Origin of the sequence: Paenarthrobacter sp. UW852 (assembly GCF_024608385.1) — a bacterium.
Lineage (GTDB): Bacteria > Actinomycetota > Actinomycetes > Actinomycetales > Micrococcaceae > Arthrobacter.
The window spans coordinates 532,277-550,914 of record NZ_JAMSGY010000001.1; the positions used below are offsets into that span (position 1 = coordinate 532,277).

15 protein-coding genes and 1 pseudogene are annotated in these 18,638 nt (G+C 60.5%); 5 read left to right on the top strand and 11 right to left on the bottom strand.

The features are described 5' to 3' along the window. The 5 genes and pseudogenes from NEK97_RS02500 to NEK97_RS02520 all read left to right on the top strand — a co-directional run bounded on the left by NEK97_RS02500 (nt 1) and on the right by NEK97_RS02520 (nt 5,434). Nucleotides 1–306, top strand: a complete 306-nt coding sequence (locus tag NEK97_RS02500; RefSeq protein WP_257368286.1) for a hypothetical protein — start codon at nt 1–3, stop codon at nt 304–306. Nucleotides 307–850: 544 nt separating this feature from the next. Further along, a complete protein-coding gene (locus NEK97_RS02505) occupies nt 851–1,882 on the top strand; it encodes a DUF4192 domain-containing protein (RefSeq protein ID WP_257368287.1) in 1,032 nt (343 codons plus the stop codon). Nucleotides 1,883–1,956: 74 nt separating this feature from the next. Then, entirely contained in the window at nt 1,957–2,157 is a 201-nt protein-coding gene (locus NEK97_RS19805) for an SMR family transporter (protein WP_308292435.1), read from the top strand. Nucleotides 2,158–2,305: 148 nt separating this feature from the next. Beyond that, nucleotides 2,306–2,635 carry a multidrug efflux SMR transporter gene (locus tag NEK97_RS02515; protein WP_257368288.1) on the top strand — a complete coding sequence of 110 codons (330 nt, stop codon included), beginning with the start codon at nt 2,306–2,308 and terminating at the stop codon, nt 2,633–2,635. Between the two features lie 653 nt (nt 2,636–3,288). Then, nucleotides 3,289–5,434, top strand: a pseudogene (locus tag NEK97_RS02520) (glycogen debranching N-terminal domain-containing protein). Nucleotides 5,435–5,445: 11 nt separating this feature from the next. On the opposite strand, the gene NEK97_RS02525 reads toward NEK97_RS02520, so the two are convergent. The 11 genes from NEK97_RS02525 to NEK97_RS02575 all read right to left on the bottom strand — a co-directional run bounded on the left by NEK97_RS02525 (nt 5,446) and on the right by NEK97_RS02575 (nt 18,574). Further along, nucleotides 5,446–6,909 (bottom strand): APC family permease, encoded by a 1,464-nt coding sequence (locus tag NEK97_RS02525; protein ID WP_257368289.1) that lies wholly within the window; start codon nt 6,907–6,909, stop codon nt 5,446–5,448. An 85-nt stretch (nt 6,910–6,994) separates the two neighbouring features. Next, nucleotides 6,995–7,660 carry a TetR/AcrR family transcriptional regulator gene (locus NEK97_RS02530; RefSeq protein ID WP_257368290.1) on the bottom strand — a complete coding sequence of 222 codons (666 nt, stop codon included), beginning with the start codon at nt 7,658–7,660 and terminating at the stop codon, nt 6,995–6,997. Nucleotides 7,661–8,242: 582 nt separating this feature from the next. Then, entirely contained in the window at nt 8,243–8,446 is a 204-nt protein-coding gene (locus tag NEK97_RS02535) for a hypothetical protein (protein ID WP_257368291.1), read from the bottom strand. A gap of 83 nt (nt 8,447–8,529) precedes the next feature. Then, nucleotides 8,530–8,730: a hypothetical protein gene (locus NEK97_RS02540; RefSeq protein WP_257368292.1), complete on the bottom strand. Its 201-nt coding sequence runs from the start codon at nt 8,728–8,730 to the stop codon at nt 8,530–8,532. After that, nucleotides 8,731–11,667: an FAD-binding and (Fe-S)-binding domain-containing protein gene (locus tag NEK97_RS02545; RefSeq protein ID WP_257368293.1), complete on the bottom strand. Its 2,937-nt coding sequence runs from the start codon at nt 11,665–11,667 to the stop codon at nt 8,731–8,733. Between the two features lie 134 nt (nt 11,668–11,801). Further along, nucleotides 11,802–12,770 (bottom strand): sugar ABC transporter substrate-binding protein, encoded by a 969-nt coding sequence (locus NEK97_RS02550; protein WP_257368294.1) that lies wholly within the window; start codon nt 12,768–12,770, stop codon nt 11,802–11,804. A gap of 68 nt (nt 12,771–12,838) precedes the next feature. Beyond that, entirely contained in the window at nt 12,839–13,837 is a 999-nt protein-coding gene (locus NEK97_RS02555) for an ABC transporter permease (RefSeq protein WP_257368295.1), read from the bottom strand. Beyond that, complete coding sequence (locus tag NEK97_RS02560; RefSeq protein WP_257368296.1) at nt 13,834–14,718, bottom strand: ATP-binding cassette domain-containing protein; 885 nt, start codon at nt 14,716–14,718, stop codon at nt 13,834–13,836. Before NEK97_RS02560 ends, NEK97_RS02555 begins: the two co-directional genes overlap by 4 nt. Nucleotides 14,719–15,032: 314 nt before the next feature. After that, on the bottom strand, nt 15,033–16,043 hold the full coding sequence (locus tag NEK97_RS02565; RefSeq protein WP_257368297.1) for a Gfo/Idh/MocA family oxidoreductase: 1,011 nt from the start codon (nt 16,041–16,043) through the stop codon (nt 15,033–15,035). Nucleotides 16,044–16,070: 27 nt separating this feature from the next. Next, nucleotides 16,071–17,528 carry an APC family permease gene (locus tag NEK97_RS02570; RefSeq protein WP_257368298.1) on the bottom strand — a complete coding sequence of 486 codons (1,458 nt, stop codon included), beginning with the start codon at nt 17,526–17,528 and terminating at the stop codon, nt 16,071–16,073. 32 nt (nt 17,529–17,560) lie between these two features. Then, nucleotides 17,561–18,574 (bottom strand): D-2-hydroxyacid dehydrogenase, encoded by a 1,014-nt coding sequence (locus tag NEK97_RS02575; protein WP_257368299.1) that lies wholly within the window; start codon nt 18,572–18,574, stop codon nt 17,561–17,563. Nucleotides 18,575–18,638: the final 64 nt, after the last annotated feature.

The window sequence follows — 18,638 nt, forward strand, 5'->3', positions numbered from 1 at the left end:
ATGGGTCGACTTGCCGCGGAGTTCGTCCACGAAGGCGTTGCGATCACATTAGTGCCAGAGCATTCTGCGGGGCGAGTCGATCTTCGAGTTGACTTTGACGGGCAAGAGTACACAAAAATCACCCATCAACTCGCCGAGTTCTGCTTGTGGATGCCCGTGTCCTTGGACGCGATGCGGCAGACGCTCATTGACTACGCGCGGACGCTGGCAAGCGAACGATCCGCGGGAGTGTCCGAGACCGGCGACCTCCCGAGCCTCGCCTCAGGTGACAACTTCGCATACGCCACGGTGTACCGAGCAGAATGACGCTTTCCCCAAAACTCAGCTGTTCGTTTCTACGAATCCTGGCCCAGGTGCGTTCTCAGAGGTTCGCAGCCAGGTTCCTTGTCGGGTTAACGGGTGGGCATTGAACTCCTGCACGGACCTTAGGATCCGCTTTCAGTAGGCGCCGAGCCATGAACATGCCGATAACGGCGCATATGTCGGACCGAAAGCGGGCCCCGGGCACGTCCCTCACAGCGATCCCGCAAACCGATGGAAGATGCCAAGAATAGGTCCGCTCACGTCATGATGCCCCACCCCGTTAGCCCATGAATAGGCAGAAGCAACAACGCTGTTTGTCATTCTGATATCCCGATCATCGATGGGGGCCTCCGGGCAACTGTGGTGATGGCAGGCTAGTGCCGACCTGGAATCGTCGATCGGCGTTCCTAACTCGTTTGGCCACTTCCGGACTTTCCGGCACCGCCCGGCCCCTTAGTTGTACTCCAGCCCCATACCAGCGCACAGGTCCCTTATCAGAACGGCCCACGAGCCCAAAGACACGTACCACGCACAAAGGAAAAGGACAATGAATGCGCTCACCATCAAAGACCCGGCAGACCTACTCAGCTTCATCGGGCACACCCTCGGCTTCTGGCCCCAAGAAAGCCTTGTCTGCATCACGCTGGACCAAGGCAAGGTCGGCGCCACCCTCCGCATCGACCTCCCCCGCCAACCCGGAACAGAACTCCCCTACGCCCGAACCGTCAGCAGTTATCTCACCAGCGATACCCAAGCTTCGAGCATCGTCTTCGCCCTCTACACCTCCCAGCCCTGCCAACCTGGCCAGCCAAAACCGCACGCAGCCACCATCGCCGCGCTGACCGGAGTCCTCGCCGAAAACGGCATCACCATCCGCGAGGGCATCTTCGTCAGCGACGACACCTACTCCCCCTACGACAGCGAACCAGGCCAGGACATCAGCCTGCCCATCAGCACCACCGAATACAGCCGAGTCAACGCCGAATTCATCTACCGCGGCAGCACCATCGAACCCACCAACCGGATCGTCCTCCCCGCGCCAACCCGCGACGCAGACCACGCCATAGCCGTCGAAAACCGCATGAACACCATCCGCGCCCAGGCACCCCATCAAGCAGCGCTACAAGCCAGCCAACTCTGGACAGGCATGCTCGACTCAAACGACTTCCCCACCGACGAGGACTGCGCCACGCTGATCGCGTACTTCCAATTCCCCCACATCCGCGACCGGCTCATGTCCGACATCCCCGGCATCAACGAACCACCCCAACACATCCTCTTCGCCCAAACCGCGACCGCACCCCAGTGGTCACGCGTCGAATGGGCCCAACAACTCCTCCTCCACGCCTACACCAGAACCAGCCCACAACACGCAGCACCAATCCTCACCACCATCGGCTACATCAACTGGTGGGAAGGCCGAGGATCCAAAGCACATCAGTATCTCCAGCTCGCCCTCGACACTGATCCCGGCTACCGCTTCGCACGCCTCACCGACCACATGCTCGGCGCCGGCATCATCGCAGGCTGGAACACCAACAAAAACACCGCCTACCGAAACGGCTTGAACATGCCATGACTTAGGCCAAGCGCCGCCGATCGATCCGCCATTTTGGCGCAACTGATGGAGATGACCCGGGGCGGAGAAGCAGAGTGAAGAAATGGCTATCACTCGGCGGTGCCATCCTCACAGAGGTGAGCGCCACCCTCGCCCTCAAAGCCGCCATAGAAGCGCCAGGCTGGTACGGGCTGGTCGTCGTCGGCTACATCGCAGCATTCGGACTGCTGACAATATGCCTGCGCCTCGGCATGTCCATCAGCGTTGCCTACGGCGCCTGGGGGCAGGTGGAGTAACCACCACGGCTATTTTGTCCGCTCTTATCTTTGACGAGACCCATACTTTGCTGATGGGGCTCGGCATGCTGTGTATCCTCGCGGGCGTCGTAACAGTCGAGCTTGGATCGCAGAAGGCCAAGCGCCTCCAAGAAGCGAAAGATGCGCTATGAGCTGGGTTTTCCTGAGCCTGGCCATCGTAACGGAAGTTAGTGCCACCATGTCCTTGCGGGCTGTGGAAGGACTGAAGAAGAAACTCTGGCTAATTCCCATAGTTGCCGGCTATATTTCTGCTTTCGTCTTCCTTAGCCTGGCGTTAAGCGAGGGGATTGCTCTTGGTGTGGGGTACGGAATCTGGGTAGCCTGTGGTGTGGCACTCACGGCAGTCTCGGCCCGCGTCTTCTTCAACGAACCACTCACGCCACTCACGGCAGTCGGGATAATGCTCATCGGAGCCGGAGTTTTGGTGGTCGAAATCGGCGCGGGTCTCGCACACTAAACGCCGAAGCAACCAAGGAAGACTGGGCCGCGCCCACGACATCAGCTACTAGCGGGATTTCAGGCAAAAGCATTCGGGTCGTTGGCAGGCTTCGTCATACGGCCCTATAAACATTCGCGCAACATCAGCCGTTTCACGCACTCCTGACCACGACGCACCTGATTCGTTGGTCGCCGAGTTTCGAGACTTCGACTCAACAGCCCCACGGGAAGCCAAGTTTCGAGACTTCACAGTCCAGACCCTTCCAGTACGATTCAACTCGAATTTTGCAGCCCTTCCGGCGTTGACTCAAACCTATGAGGCAAAGATTTCCACTGTTGACATTCCGCATTTCCGGAACGTTAAAACCCTCGTACGGTCGCTTCGGTAGCTGGTTCATCCGGTCGATGTACTGTGTAGCGCAAGCCCGAAGAGTCACCCAAGCACTCCTTGGCACCTACGAACTTCCATGCACGACTGCGCTATCCCGCACTGCCCCGGACTGACTTACCAAACCCGTACTATGAGCCAGCTGAGGGCTGGTACCCGCGCGACGACAGGCGTAGCGTCAGAAATACTGACGACGAGAATACTGACGACGAGGCATCAGATAGCGCGGTGACGGTGGGCATCCGTGAACAACCACTCCGATGTCGATCCTCAAAGGAGCCGCAATGGCTGGGTGGAATGCTGACACGGCGGCCGGAGCATTGGGCGCGGCCGTCACGCTGGTGGAAGGATCCAACTTCTGCATCTCGCTACCCAATGGCGACATAGTTCCCGGCCTCCCGCATGGGCTTTTCTACGAAGACACACGCATCCTGTCCTGTTGGAAGCTCTCGGTGAACGGACAGCCCGTTGAGGCACTTGCCTCGGACGTCAAACAGCCTTACCGGGTTCTCATTGTGGGTCGAGTACCACGCCGGGACGGGAGGGCAGACAGCCCGCTGGTCGTGGAACGACTCCGGGAAGTGGGCACTGGCATCACCGAGCAGATCACCGTCCGGAATTATTCTGGACTGCCCGAGGAATGTGTCATCGCGCTGGAAATTGAGTCAGATTTTGCGGACCTCTTCGAAGTGAAGGAGGCGCGCGTGCAGCGCACTTGGCAGGAAACCAGGCAAGTGGAGGCCCACTCGCTGATCATCCGGGCAACGTGGCAGGAAATTGCCAAGGGCGTCAATATCGACGGCGGCCCCGCCGCAGTGGTGACACCAGAGGCCGTGACGTACAGGATGACCGTCCCTCCGCACGGAGAATGGAACGCGCAGCTTAGGGTGGCGCCGTGGGGCGTGGAAGGCGCTCTGCCCCGTGTGCACTTCGACAAAGAGACCCTCTCGCCAAGCGACCGTCGCAGGCAGGAGTGGGTGGCGAAAATCCCCCTGGTGCATATGGGCAATCGGTCCATCGAACGAACACTGCGGCGCAGCTACGAAGATTTGGGGGCATTACGGATCGAGGACCCTAAGCATCCCGAGCGCGTGGTAGTTGCCGCAGGGGCGCCGTGGTTCATGGCCCTCTTCGGGCGGGACTCTCTCTGGGCCTCGACAATGGCACTCCCGGTCGATCCCTCTTTGGCACTGGGTACTTTGCAAACGCTAGCGGACCTGCAAGGCAGTGTCGTAGATCCCCTGAGCGAGGAGGAACCCGGAAAGATCCTTCACGAGGTACGTCTGGACGTGTCCAGTGGCCTTGCCCTTGGCGGAAAGCCGGCGTATTACGGAAGCGTCGATGCTACGCCGCTATTTCTGATGGTATTGGGCGAAGTCAGCCGATGGGGTTTCGCAAAAGAGACCATAGCTGACCTGCAGCCCCATGCGGACCGCGCCATGGACTGGATCTGGAATTACGGCGACAGAGATGGAGACGGCTTTGTCGAATACGCCCGCCGTAACGATAGAGGCCTCATCAACCAAGGATGGAAAGACTCATGGGACGGCATTAACTTCGCCGACGGAACCCTGGCCGAAGGCCCAATAGCGCTGAGCGAGGTGCAGGGCTATGTTTACAGCGCATGTTTAGCATCGGCTTGGATGGCGCATGAGGTCGGCGACGAGGCCAAAGCGGCCCAACTCCGCGCGCGCTCTACGCCTGAAGCAGCAGTTCAATGACCGGTTTTGGTTGCCGGACAAGGGCTACTTTGCAATCGCCCTGGACGGCCACAAGCGCCCGGTCGATGCCTGCGCCTCCAACATGGGACACTGTCTGGCCACCGGCATTATCGACGACGACAAGGCACCCGGCGTAGTAGAGCACCTGATGTCCGATCAAATGTTCAGCGGCTGGGGGGTGCGTACCCTGGCTGACGACATGGACGCTTATAACCCCGTCAGCTACCATAACGGATCTGTCTGGCCGCACGACAACGCCATTATTCAGGTGGGCCTTATGCGCTATGGCTTCGTGGAGGAAGCACAGCGTATCTCGACGGCACTGCTGGAGGCTGCAGAGTTCTCGGATGGTCGGCTGCCTGAATTGTTCTGTGGCTTCAGTCGCGAGGCGTTCTCAGCTCCCGTACCCTACCCCACTGCCTGCTCGCCCCAGGCTTGGGCCGCCACCACACCCATAATGCTGGTGTCCACTCTCATGCGCTACGATCCCGATGTATCCCAGGGTGGCATTTGGATGGACCCTGTCCTTCCAGAAAGTTACGGCGATTTGCACATCGCCAACGCGCCGATCGGTGAGGGCCGGATTAATATCAACATTTCCGGCTCATCGGTTTCCGTAGACGGGCTGCCGGAGGGAATGGCCTTCCACCGGGGATACCTTCCATGGGTAGGCGATCTCATGGAAGGTGACCCGGACAGAGGTCTATAGAGGAGTTCGAATCAGTCGATCTTCTGCCGGCCAAGCCGCACGTAGATGTCGGGACGCTTTGCCCGCAGGAAAAAGGCGTAAACGATTCCGCCGAAGAAAAGCGCGAAGGTGAAGGCCATGAAGACGACGGTCAGGACCGCCGATCCACCGATGAGCTCAGGGTAGTTGGCGATTGCCAGGTAGGTGATGGCACCAAGGAACAGAACGCTGATGAAAGGTGCTATGACCGTCTTCCACAACGATTCCGGAGCGAAGCCGCGGCGGCGGATGAAGTACACCAGCACAGCGAAGCTCGTGATGAACATCAGAAGCAGTACGGCGAAAGTTCCGCTACCGCTGGCAACCGGATAGAGCACCTCCGGAGCCACCCCTATGACTGTAAACAGCACGATTGCTCCCGCCCACACAACACCTACGGCCAGTGCAGAGGCGTACGGCGACTTGTGCTTGGGATGCACCCTGCCCAAGAAGGAAGGCAACGCGTGGTCCGAGGCCAACGCGAAGCTGTACCTGGCGGCAATGTTCTGGATGGACAGCATGCAAGCCAAGACGGACGTGATGAGCAGGATGACGGCGACGTCAGCGAAGATACGTCCCATAAGGCCGACGAGTGCGTCATTGAAGAGATTCACCGTGTTGTTCGCTGCCTCGGACTGGATCTTGTCGGCGCCGAAGAAGGCGATGAAGGCCCAGGCTGCAACCGCATAGAAGATGCCGATGCCTGCCACGGCCAAATATGTGGCACGAGAGATGGTCTTGTCGGGGTTCTTGACCTCGTCCCGGTAAATAACGGTGGCTTCGAACCCGAAGAAGTTGCCAACGGCGAAAAGCAGCGCCAGGCCAAGGGTTGCGTCGGTGATGGACGGCAGGGCGAACCCTGCACTTTGCACTGCCCCTAGTCCGTTGGCCGAGAACGAAACGACATCGAACACCACGATGATCGCCACTTCAAGCAACATCACGATTGTCAGCAGCTTGGCCGACAAATCTATGCGGTTGTAGGCCAGCACAGTAGTCAGGGCTGTAATGGCCAACGCATACCAGTACCAAGGGATGTCCGGACCGCCGAGAGTGTTAAGAACGAACCCCTGAAGCGTCACCCCGAAGAATGATGGCGCGAAGAAGCCGATAAAGATGTAGCCAAACAGTGCCAGGAAGGCGCCCCCGAGGCCAGCAGGCTTGCCCAGTCCAGCTGTGACAAAGGAGTAGAAGCCACCCGGGCCTTGGACGCTCCGGCTCATCTTGACGAATCCCACCGAGAAGATCAGCAGCATGAGCGTCACAAGCAAGTAGATGGCAGGTGCGGTTTGCCCGCTGAACACTAGCAGGACCGGGAGTGTTCCGGCCACTGTGGCCAGAGGTGAAGAGAAAGCGAGCACGTTCATGACGAGCTCGCCCACTCCCATGTTGCCGCTGAGCCGGTGCTCATGGGTCTGACGCGATATTCTTGGTGCCTCGAGCGTGGTGTTGTTCATGTAATCCTCATCACTGAATATTGAGTTCTGAATCACAGTATCGACGGGCCAGGGAACGGAGCTGTGTCATGTTGGGACAGCCTGGCTATGCCCCCGCCGGGCTTTGGGTCCCCGCCTCAAGCAAGGAACGGCTGAGGGCCACCCCGTGGTCCGCCAGCTTTTCCAGATGCGCCACCGTGCCGTCCCAAGCGGACCAGTGAGCGGCCCCGTCGAGCAGCGTAAAAATGGCTTGGATTGTTTGCCGCGTGACGGCGAGTCCCATTTCTTCGGCCGCAGCTGTATACATCTCCTCGTGCAGGCTCTGCCAAAAGGCCAGCTCTTCACGCAGTTCTTGACCCAGGAACCCTGCCACCTTGTCCGAAGCAACCAGAAGATTCCAAAGATCAGCTTCGGGCGTGCTCACTTGCTGGGCGACATGGAAACGGACAAGGGCCGCCCAGTAGTCTCCCGCACACGGAGATTCTTGCACTTCATCAAGGAGGTCACGGGCGAAGCCGTGGGTAAACCAGAGGAGGGCCTCTGCCACAATCTGGTCCCTGCCTTGCGGAAAACTGGAATAAAGGCTTGGCGCCTTCAGGCCCAGCTCGCGGCCCAGCGTACGCATGCTCACCGAGTTGTAACCATTGGCGGCGGCCAGCCGGAGGAAGGCTACGAGGATCCGCTTCCTTGCGGGCGTCTGCGCTGCCCAGTCACGCTTGGATAGGAATTCCCGGACAGCAGCGTTCGCCTGCTCACGCGGAGATGGACTCATTTCATCCTTAAAGGGTCGTAACGGAATGAGTCTAACTAACGGTCGTTAGGTTGAGAAGACCTAAACCATACAGAGTCCCCACTACCAATGAGACAGTCAGCAAAACACTCCCGTACCCGTCCCACCACGAGGTCATCCGTGTACCCGTCGCAGCTGGTGAGAGTGACGCCTAGGACAGAAAGGGTAAGGGAGCCCTGGGGCACGGCTTTAACCCGCCTGCCGGCGTAGGCCATTTGGTGCCAATGCCTCCCCCACGGAATCTCTATCAGGGCGGAGGCCGCGGGCGCAGCGAACGACCTGACGGTGTGCTTGGTCCTGCACAGGCGCCTGATCAAAGTTCGCGGCGGCATATCGAGGAGCAAGCAAGCCGTAGCCAGGTCCGGCCCCGCGAAACCGCCGAATTCGACAGGCAACACGTAGGACGTTGGCGAGCCCTCCCAGGCGCCGGACGCCGCTAGCGGGGAGGCTGCCATGCCCGCGGATCCACGAATGCCCAACTCTGCCTCCTGGCGTAAGGAAAGCGGGCCGTAGCGCTTGGACACAGTGCCAGGAACAAGCGCTACGGACCCGCAGCTTGAGGGGCTAGGTGCCCGGCGTGGGCCACGGCGAGGCGTCGCTGTCGCGGCCTCCTGCCATGTCCTGGAGGAGACGGTGAACGAGTTTCCCGGAGCGCTTCAGCTGAAGGTCGGTCCGTTCACCGAGATCGGTTTCATTGAAGTGTGCCGATGCCCGCAACCATTCGACATGCCGTCCCTGCGCGAGCTTCCTGTTCATCATCGAGATCAACTCTCAAAAGTAATGGGGCTATTGGGTCACTTCAAGCATCTGTCACGGGACCCCGAAGCAACCGTGTCAGTTTGAGACACGGCTCAACCGTCTACGCTGATGCCCACAGCGAAGATAAAGACCCCACTGGCAGCCACCAGGAAAGCAGCAGCTCCCAAGGGAACAGCGTGGACGCCACGGAAGCTGGACGTCACCCAGGGTTCGCGGGACGGTCCGGCTAAATGCGCGCCTGCCAAACGCAACCCCGCCGCCACCAGAATGAGGAAAATGCCGAGATACGCCATCTAGTCCTCCGTCCATCGGGCACTCAAGGGATCCAAGGCAATCGCCAGATGCTTGCTGGAGCGTTCCGGATCAATTTGCGAGACCTGCATGGCACAACTGAAACCGTCGGTGAGGACAAGCCCGTCACTGCTCTCCAGCGCCGGCGCAATGGAGTGATCGGCCACCTTCATGGACATGTCGAAGTGCTCGGCCTCAAAGCCAAAGTTCCCGGCCACTCCACAGCACGAGGACGACTCCACGACGTTGGGTACGCCCCACGCCTCCAGGACCCGTCTCTGGGCGCCCGAGCCGAATACCGCATGCTCGTGACAATGGGTTTGCAGGACAGCCGTTTTTGGGGGAACGGCGGACGGCTTCCACCCACGTTTGATAGCCTCATCGACAGCCACGGAGAACGAGCGGACCCGGGCAGCCACGCGCGCGGCCGCCGCACCGCCCACCATCTTGGGACCCTCGTCCCGGATCGTCGCCGCGCAGCTAGGTTCCAGCACCACGATGGCACGGTCCGTGCCGTCGTCGAGCCTGCTGATCAACCGGGCCAGCCGGCGTCGTGCTCCCCCGCGTTGACCGGTGGAGATCCACGTCAGTCCGCAGCAGGCGTCGGGTGCGCAGCCCACAGAACTGCCCGATGCGCGCAACACCCTTGCAGCGGCCGGGACCACTTCGGGCCGGAAGGCGCGGGTGAAGCTGTCGATGAAGAGCAGTACGTCTGCGTTGTCCGTAAATCCGGCCTCGCCCACCCGCCGCCGGATACGGCCCGACACCGCGAAGGCCGGGAGCCGCCGTCGTGCGCTAATGCCCAACTTTTCACCCAACCACCGGAACGGCCGGAAGCCGGTCCCCGCGTTGGCAATAGGCGCAATGCGCGTCAAAAGTGGTAGCCACTGCGGCAGCCAACCGATGGAATAGTGTGTAAAGGGTCGGATTTTCCCGCGATAGTGCTCATCCACCAGCTCCGACTTGGCCTCTGCGATATCCACCCCAGTGGGGCAGTCAGACGAGCAGGCCTTACAGGACAGACATAAATCCAGAGCTTCCCGGACCTCCGGGTTTGACCACCCGTCGTGGCTGGTGCCTTTGGTGCGGGTAAGTTCCTGGAGGACCCTGGCCCGGCCTCGCGTGGAGTCCTTCTCGTCCTTGGTGGCACGGTAGCTGGGACACATGAAGCCGCCGGTGGTTGCACGGCAGCGCCCAACCCCGATGCACGCGTGGGTATTGCCGACGAAGGGGCTCACCACCGGCAGCAGGCTGCGGCCAGCTGAAGCAGGTACGACGTCGGCACCCGGCACCGCTGCGGGCTCACCGTCCGCCGCACCCGGCTCGGGCGCGCCGTCAAGAGCCAGCGAAACAGCGAAGGGCTCGGGGTTCACGATGATTCCAGGGTTGAGGACTCCGGCAGGATCCCAGAGGTGTTTGAACGCCTTGAAGATGGCCAGCATCGTGGGCGAGTACATCACGTCCAGCAGTTCGCTGCGTGCCCGGCCGTCACCATGCTCGCCGGACAGGGAGCCGCCGTGGGCCACCACCAGTGCCGCTGCTTCGCGGGTGAAGTTCTCGAAGGCCTCCCGGCCGGTGTCGCTGCGGAGGTCATAGTCCAGGCGCATGTGCACGCAGCCGGCCCCGAAGTGTCCATACATGAAGGCGGTGTAGCCGTATTTCTCCACGAGCGGCAGCAACTCCGCGAGATAGTCGGCTAGGCGGTCCGGCGCGACCGCCGAGTCTTCCCAGCCGGGCCAGGTCTGGATTCCATCGATCCGCCGGGATGAGAGTCCCGCACCGTCTTCGCGCACCCGCCAGAGTTTGGCGCGCTCCAGGGGCTCCGTGACAAGGGCATGGTCCAGGACCCGACCGTCGGCTTTGAGTTTCTCCAGCAGCTGTTCGCAATCCGAGGCGGCTTGGTCGATGCTGTCCGCCGGGAACTCGACCATCAGGAACGCCTTGCCCTGCGGGAGGGAGTCCACGCTGGCGGCACCCCGGCGGTGGCGCATGATGTCCACAATCGAGGCGTCCAGGCCTTCGATGGCGCTTGGCTTGGCCGCAAGGATGGTCATCACATCACGGGCCGAATCGATGGTGGTCGCGTAGCCAAGGCACAAGAGTGCCGTGGTCCGGGGCTTTGGCACCAATCCCACTTTGGCCCGGACCACCAGGGCACACGTTCCTTCGCTGCCTGCCAAGGCGGCCGCCACATCCAGGCCGTTCTCAGGTAGGAGGTGTCCCAGGTGGTAGCCGGAGACCTGCCGGGGGATGTTCCCCAGCTCAACCCGCAGCGGGGCCAGGTTGGCTTGGGCCAACTCCTTCAGGCCCGTAAGAAGGTCCGCGGCCCGGGCAACGGAGTGCTGGTCACCTGCGTCCACGGCCCGCAGGAAGTCCCTGCCCGCATGCAGGTGTGCTCCGTCCGCCGTCACGAGTTCCACTTCCTGCACATGCTGTGTCATGCGTCCGTAGGCCACCGAGTGGTTTCCGCAGGCATCGTTGCCGATGGAGCCGCCAATGGTGGCCCGGGTCACGGACGAAGGGTCCGGCGCGAAGGTCAACTCCCCGCCGCTCGCGTTCTCGACGTAGGAGCGCAGCTCACCAAGGACCACGCCGGCGTCCGCCCAGACCGCCGCCGCACCGCCGTCGAGCTCTCCCACGGAGGTCAGACGACGCGAAAGGTCGATCACCAAGGAGTGGCCGATTGCGTTGCCTGCCATGGACGTTCCGCCGCCACGCGCGGTGACCGGGACGCCAAGTGTGGAACAGGCGCGCAACACTTTCCTGACATCGCCGACACTCAGCGGAAAGACGACGGCGGCAGGCCGGACACGGTAGTTGGACGCATCGTAGGAGTACTCGGAGAGCCGACGCGGAGAGTCATCCACCTCGATGCCCTGCCCGCGCAACGCGGTCAGCAACTGCTCAACTTTCGTGTCTTCCTGGTCACCGTGGGGCATGTTCGCCTTCTCCAATTCGTTATGGTCCGCTGGAAGTTTAGGCAGGTGCTCGTCCTGCCGGAGTGTGCCAAAACAGAACGGGCACAGCGGAGAGATCCACTGTGCCCGTTACTGCGTCCGTGTCCGAAAGGGAGTTACTTCAGGAACTCCGACAGGTTGTCCTTAGTGATGAGCGTGAACGGCAGAGTGTAGCGGTTGTCCACGTTGGCACCGTTGAGGAAGTCCGTCACTACCTCAACGGCTTTTACGCCCTGACCCGCGGAGTCCTGGCGCACCGTTGCAGACATTGTGCCCGCCTTGATGTCCTGCAACGCGGGATCGGTACCGTCGACTCCAACCACGGCCTTGAACTCCGCAGTGCGTCCCGCATCGGCAATGGCGGAAGCCGCACCGATAGCCATTTCGTCGTTGTTGGCCACAACCGCGTCAATCTGGCCGGACGGGAAGCGCTGTAGTGTGTCCTCCATGTTGCGCTTGGCGTCATCCCGGCTGCCCTTGGCCTGGAATTCGGCCACGATCTTGAAGTTCTTGTTGATGGTCTTGTCGAAGCCGGACTTGCGTCGGTCGGTCCACGATGCGCCGTAGATGCCCGCGGCGAACACGAGGTTGCCACCGTTGGGCATCAGCTTGTTGAGGTATTCGGCCTGCATCTGGCCGGCCACGGTGTCATCCACGCCAATGTAGCTCTTGTAGCCGACGTCCGAGCCGTCGGCGAACTCGGTGGACAGGATGAACAGAGGAATGTTGGCCTCAATGACCCGCTTGGCCGCGTTCTGGCTGGCATCGCCGTCCAGCGGCTGCATGATGACGGCGTCCACCTGACGGGTAAGGAGGTCCTCAACCTGGTTCAGTTCGCTGCCAACATCCTTCTTGGAGTCGGTGATGTTGAGCTTAACGCCCTTTTCCTCCGCCGTCTTCTTCATGGCGTCGGTCATGTGTGCCAGGTCCGGGTCTTGCAGATCGAGGACCACAACGCCGATGTTGTAGCTCTTGGCCGCCTCTCCGGTGCTGGTTGCGTTGCTGCTGCCGGCACAGCCGGTGAGGGTGAGTGCCCCTGCAGCCATCATTGCGACCGCCGCGGTGATCTTACGTCGCATGCCCATGGTTGTTCCTTTCAGTGGTTTGTGTCTGTGCGTCGGGAGATTGTTGTGATGCGTTGTTTGTTGCCGGGTCAGTCGGACTTCCAGCGGTTCAGCAGGACGGCGAGGACCAGGATCACGCCCTGAACGCCTTGTTGGAAGTAGGAGGAAACACCCATCAGGTTCATGCCGTTCATCACCACGCCCAGCAGGAGCACGCCAATGACGGTTCCGCGGATGGTGCCAACGCCACCAAAGAGGCTTGTTCCGCCAATGACGACGGCGGCAATAACCTGGAGTTCGTAACCGGTACCGGCCACCGGCGCGGCGCCGTCCAGACGCGCGGTGAGGACGAGGCCACCCAGTGCCGCAGTGACGCCGCCAATGAGATAGACGGTGAACAGTACACGGCTGGTGGAGATGCCTACCTTCTTGGCCGATTCCTCATTGCCGCCCACAGCGTAGACATGTGAGCCGAATTTGGTTCGGCTCAGCACGAACTCGCAAATGATGGCGGCCACCAGGAAGATGAGCACGGGTACCGGGACGGGCCCAATGAAACCGGATCCCAGCCACTCGGCCGGTCCGCTCAGGCCGGAGACAACCTGCCCGTCCGTCATCACCAATGCTGCTGTGCGGGCTATGGCCATGGTGGCCAGCGTGGCCAGGAAGGGAAGAATTGCTCCCCAGACAACCATTGCAGCGCTCAGGAAACCGACCAACAGCCCGACGCCAAGCCCGGCGATCAGAGGGAGCCAAAAGGCGCCGCCGCTGGCAGGAGCCAGCAGGGCGAAGGTCATGCCGGCCAGACCGACTACGGAGCCCACGGACAGGTCGATGCCTGCCGTGATCATGATGAAGGTCATTCCCAGTGCGATCAGTCCGATAATGGAGGACTGCCTGACGACATTCACGATGTTGTTCAGGGTGAGAAAGTTCGGCGCCGCGGCTGCGAGGAAGACCAGGATCACCACGAACAGGATGATGATTCCGTAATCGCCAATGAACCGCTTGACCTTCGTTGCTGTCAGGCCTTCCTTAAGCTCGGCGGGGCCCAGCTTGGTCTTTAAATTGTCCATGGTGACGCTCATGAGTCGCTCCCGTTCGTAGTACCGCGCGCGGCCAGGGCATCAACGGTTTCCATCGATGAAGTGCTTCCGATCTTGCGACGTTCCTCAGGGATGCCGCTGCCGGTGTCCACATAGTCGTCCAGAGTCCCGTGGGAAATCAGGTGGGCAACTTGGGCTTCGGAAACCTCACCCACCCGGAACCGCCCAACCACTTGCCCTTGGCGCATGACGGCGAAGCGGTCTGCCACTGCGAAGGCTTCGTCGAGGCGATGGGTAATGATGATCACCGCGATGCCCAGGTCCTTGAGGCGCTGGGTTACTTCGATGAGCTTGTCCACCTTGGCCACCGACAGGTTCGCGGTGGGCTCGTCCATGATGATCAGGCGTGCATCGAACGCGAGGGCGCGTCCGATCGCGACGGCCTGCCTCTGGCCACCTGAGAGTCGCTTGACCTTCAGGCGCGGGTTGATGGGAATGTCCAGGCGTTCCAGTACCCGCTTGGTCTCGGATTCCATCTTCTTCCTGTCGATGATCCTCAACAGCGGACCAAGGATGTTCTTTTGAGGCTCCCGCCCCAGGAAGATGTTGGTCCGGACGTCGAGGTTGTCTGCCAAGGCAAAGTCTTGGTAGACCATCTCGACGCCTTGGTCGCGCGAAGCGGAAGGGGTTGGGAACTCGGTCCGCTTCCCGTCCAACTCAATCGAGCCGCGGTCAGGTTGGTAAACGCCTGTCAGCACTTTCATAAGCGTTGACTTGCCGGCGGCGTTGTCTCCCAGAAGTGCGAAGGTTTCGCCGGGCATGACATCGATACTGACTCCGCGCAAGGCGGACACCGCCCCGAATGTCTTGTGTATGTCCTTGAGGGCGACAAGTGGAGCTGTCGCCGGTGGTGCGTCGGTCATCTCATCCTCGCTTGATAGGGCCATGCAAATGAACCGGTGAAACACCTCTGACAGTCGGCCCATCAAACTACGTTGTTTGACTTTGCAGAGTTGGGGTATTTCCAAGGGAGCCCCTCACCTGCGTGACCTTTGCCACACTGTTTCACTTACTTGAACTTTGACGGATCGGAGAATGCCGCAGATGTGCCAGTTTGAAACACCGCATTGACTTGAACTGTTGCCGCGGGAAACAATTCACTTCCCTTAAAGGGCAAAGCCCGGTCTGGGCACGGATTGTTGCGAAAGAATCCGTGCCCAAACCGGGCAGTTCAGGGTCAGGCGGAGAGGTGTACGGCTATCGCGGCGCCGGTCCGGGCGGACTTCTCCGCAGCATTAGCGAGGATCAAAGCCGCACGGCCGTCCTCGAAGCCAGGACTCCGCGAGGGAAGCCCGCGGACAGCGCGCAGGAACTCTGCTACTTCAAGCCGGTACGCCTCCGCGTAGCGCTCCAGGAAGAAGCTCTGGTACGGCCCCATCCCCTCCACCGTCCTGGCTCCCCAGTGCCGGACCAGGCTGTCGTTCTTGTTGGACACCTGAAGCAAGCCCGCGGATCCGAAGGCCTCCATGCGCTGATCATAGCCATAGGCGGAATGCCGGGCGTTGAGGATGGTCACGAGTTCATCCTTGGACCCCCGCAGGGTGACCACGGTCGAGTCGAAATCATCCGCTTTGCGGATGTCATCGCTAAATACATTGGCACCCTGGGCTGACACCTCGACAATGTCCGGGATGAAGTAGCGGGCCATGTCCAAGTCGTGGATGGTCATGTCCCGGAAAATACCTCCGGATTGGGGCAGGTAGGCCGCGGGTGGTTCACCCGGGTCCCGGCTGGTGATGATCAGCTGCTCCAAGGTTCCAATCTCGTTGGCAGCCACACGACGTTTCAGCTCCACGAAATGCCTGTCGAAGCGCTTGTTAAATCCCAAGGCTATGGGAACGTCGGTTGCCGCTGCCTTCGCCCGGAGTGCATCTACGCGGGAGATCTCCAAGTCGATGGGTTTCTCGCACAGCACCGGGATGCCTGCGTCGATCGCCTGCTCCATCAGTTCCACATGGGTGGTCGTTGGAGACGCCACAATGACTGCATCGACTTCTCCAGAGGCAAACACTTCCCCGGGATCGTCGCTCACGCGGCCTCCGAACTCGGCGGCTGTTCGCTTGGCACCCTCAATGAAGGGATCGCACACCCAGGCCAACGTTGCTTCTTCCAGTGTCGCCAAGCTCATGGCATGTACTTGGCCGATCCTGCCGGTCCCGAACAGGCCAACCCTTATCTGTTGCGTCACTGCAGGTCTCCAATGTTGAAGTGTCTATTAGTCAACTTTTTGCCGGCCCAAGCGTGCATAAACATCCGGCTTTTTTTGGCGCAGGACGTATGCGTAGAGAATTCCGCCAATGAACAAGGCGAAAGTGAAGGTCATGAAAATAGCTGTCATAAGGGCGGAACCGCCGATCAGTTCCGGGTAATTGGCAATAGCCAGGTAGGTGATCAAGCCGAGAAAGATCACGCTGACTATTGGCGCCACAATGGTCTTCCATACGGAATCCGGAGCGAAACTGCGGCGGCGTACAAAGTAGACCAATACAGCAAAGCTAGTGATGAACATCAGCAGCAGGACCGCGAAAGTGCCGCTCCCGCTGGCGATCGGGTAGAGAGCTTCAGGAGCAACTCCCACCACAGTGAAAACCACGGTAGCCACGGCCCAGAGAAGGCCCACACCCACTGCTGAAACGTAGGGAGACTTGTGGCGGGGGTGCACCCTGCCCAGCACCTTTGGAAGCGCCCCATCAGAGGCAAGCGAGAAGCTGTATCGCGCAGCGATGTTCTGTATGGAAAGCATGGAAGCAAGGATGGACGTAATGAGCAGGACAATCCCGACGTCCGCGAAGATCTTGCCAACCAACACAGTTGCGCCGTCGTTGAACAGGTTTACCGTGTTGGCCTTGGCTTCTTCCTGGACGTTGTCAGCTCCCAGGAATGCCGTATAGGCCCAGGCGGCCACTGCGTAGAACAAGCCGATGCCAACGACTGCCAGGTAAGTTGCCCGGGGAATCGTCCGGTCCGGATTCTTAACCTCGTCGCGGTAGATGACCGTTGCTTCGAAACCAAAGAAGTTGCCAACTGCAAACAGCAGCGCAAGGCCCAATCCGGCGTCGGTTATCCAAGGCATGGAGAATCCGACGCCTTGGGATACATCTCCTGAGGCAAACGCCGCAACATCGAAAATGATGACGACGGTGGACTCGAGCAGCATTACAACCGTTAGCACTTTCGCGGAAAGGTCGATCCGGTTGTAGGCCAGGAGTGTTGTGATGGCAATGATGCCCAGTCCGTACCAGTACCAAGGAATATCAGGGCCACCGAGGGTATTGACCACGAAGCTCTGCAGCGTCAGGGCGAACAGTGACGGCGCAAAGAAACCGATGAAGATATATCCCACGAGCGCCAGTAGGGCGCCCCCCAAGCCCGCAGGCTTGCCGAGACCGGCCGTGACAAAGGAGTAAAAGCCGCCAGGAGCTTCGACACTCCTGCTCATCTTGACGAATCCCACAGAGAAGATCAGGAGCATCAGCGTCACTAGGAGGTAGATTCCCGGAGCTGTGTGGCCGCTGAAGAGGAGCATCACAGGCAGGGTGCCGGCGACTGTAGTCAACGGGGAGGAAAAGGCGAGCACGTTCATCACGAGTTCGCCCACCCCCATATTTCCGCTGAGCTTGTTTTCCTGGGTCTGGGTGGGCGTTATCGGCTTGCCTTTTGTTGAGCTAGACATGTAATCCTCGTCACGAAATTTAGAGTGCTGAATCACACTACCGACGCGGATTGTGGCAGTACTGTACCAGCTTGAGACAGCGTTTTTGGAGCATTTCCGCCGAGCTTTTTGAGGTCCACAACGTCGCTCAGCGGCTGCCCTGTCTTCCACTGCTGCAGGTTCTTTGCAAAGCAGTCCACCACACGTCCGCGCCACCCGATCAGGTCCCCGGAGGCATGAGGGGAAACCAGGATATTCTTGCGGCTCCACAGGGGATTTTCGGCCGCCAAGGGCTCGTTCTCAAAGACATCCAAAGCCGCAGCACCCAAGTGCCCGGAATCAATGGCATCAAGGAGGTCCTGCTCCACCACCACGGCCCCGCGTCCTACGTTGACCAAGCGGGCACCGGCACGCATCTTGTCGAACCGGGTAGCGTTGAACAGCCCGCGTGTCTCCTCCGTCAGGGGAACAGTCAGCACCACGTCCTGGGCCTCTCCAAGGAGCGCATCCAGCTCGTCAAAGGATGCAATGGCGCCCAACTGCTTGTCCTCCCGAGCCGTTCGGCCCACCACTGAGACGTCCATGCCCGCCGCCCGCAGCAGCAGCACAGTTTCGCGCCCCACCGGTCCCGGGCCGACCACCAGGACCTTGCGGCCCAGCAACGGCTCGGTCTCACGGTGCTGCCATGTCCGCGCCTGCTGCAGCTCGATTGTGCGGCGGAGGTCCTTGGTGAACATCAGCAGCACGCCAAGGACCCACTCAGCGATGGGACGCTCGCATACCCCACGGGAGTTGCTGACCACGATGTCGCTGTTGATGATCTCCCCGGTCATGAGGCTGTCGACGCCGATGCTGGAAGTGTGGATCCAGCGCAAGTCCCCGGGGCCCACTTCACGCAGGAGCTTCGTCCGGAAATCGTTGAGGAACAGGATCTCCGTCCCCGGCAGGGCAACCCGGAATTCCTCCGCCGTCCGGACCACCACCACCTCCGCTTCGTCCTTCAGACGTTCCACTGGGGGCACCGGGCGGCCCTCCTGGACGATGACAATCACTTTAGGTCGTGACACATTTTCTCCTTCCACGGGGCGCTTCCGCAGAAGCGCACCTAAACTCGTGCCTAGTATCGGCGGC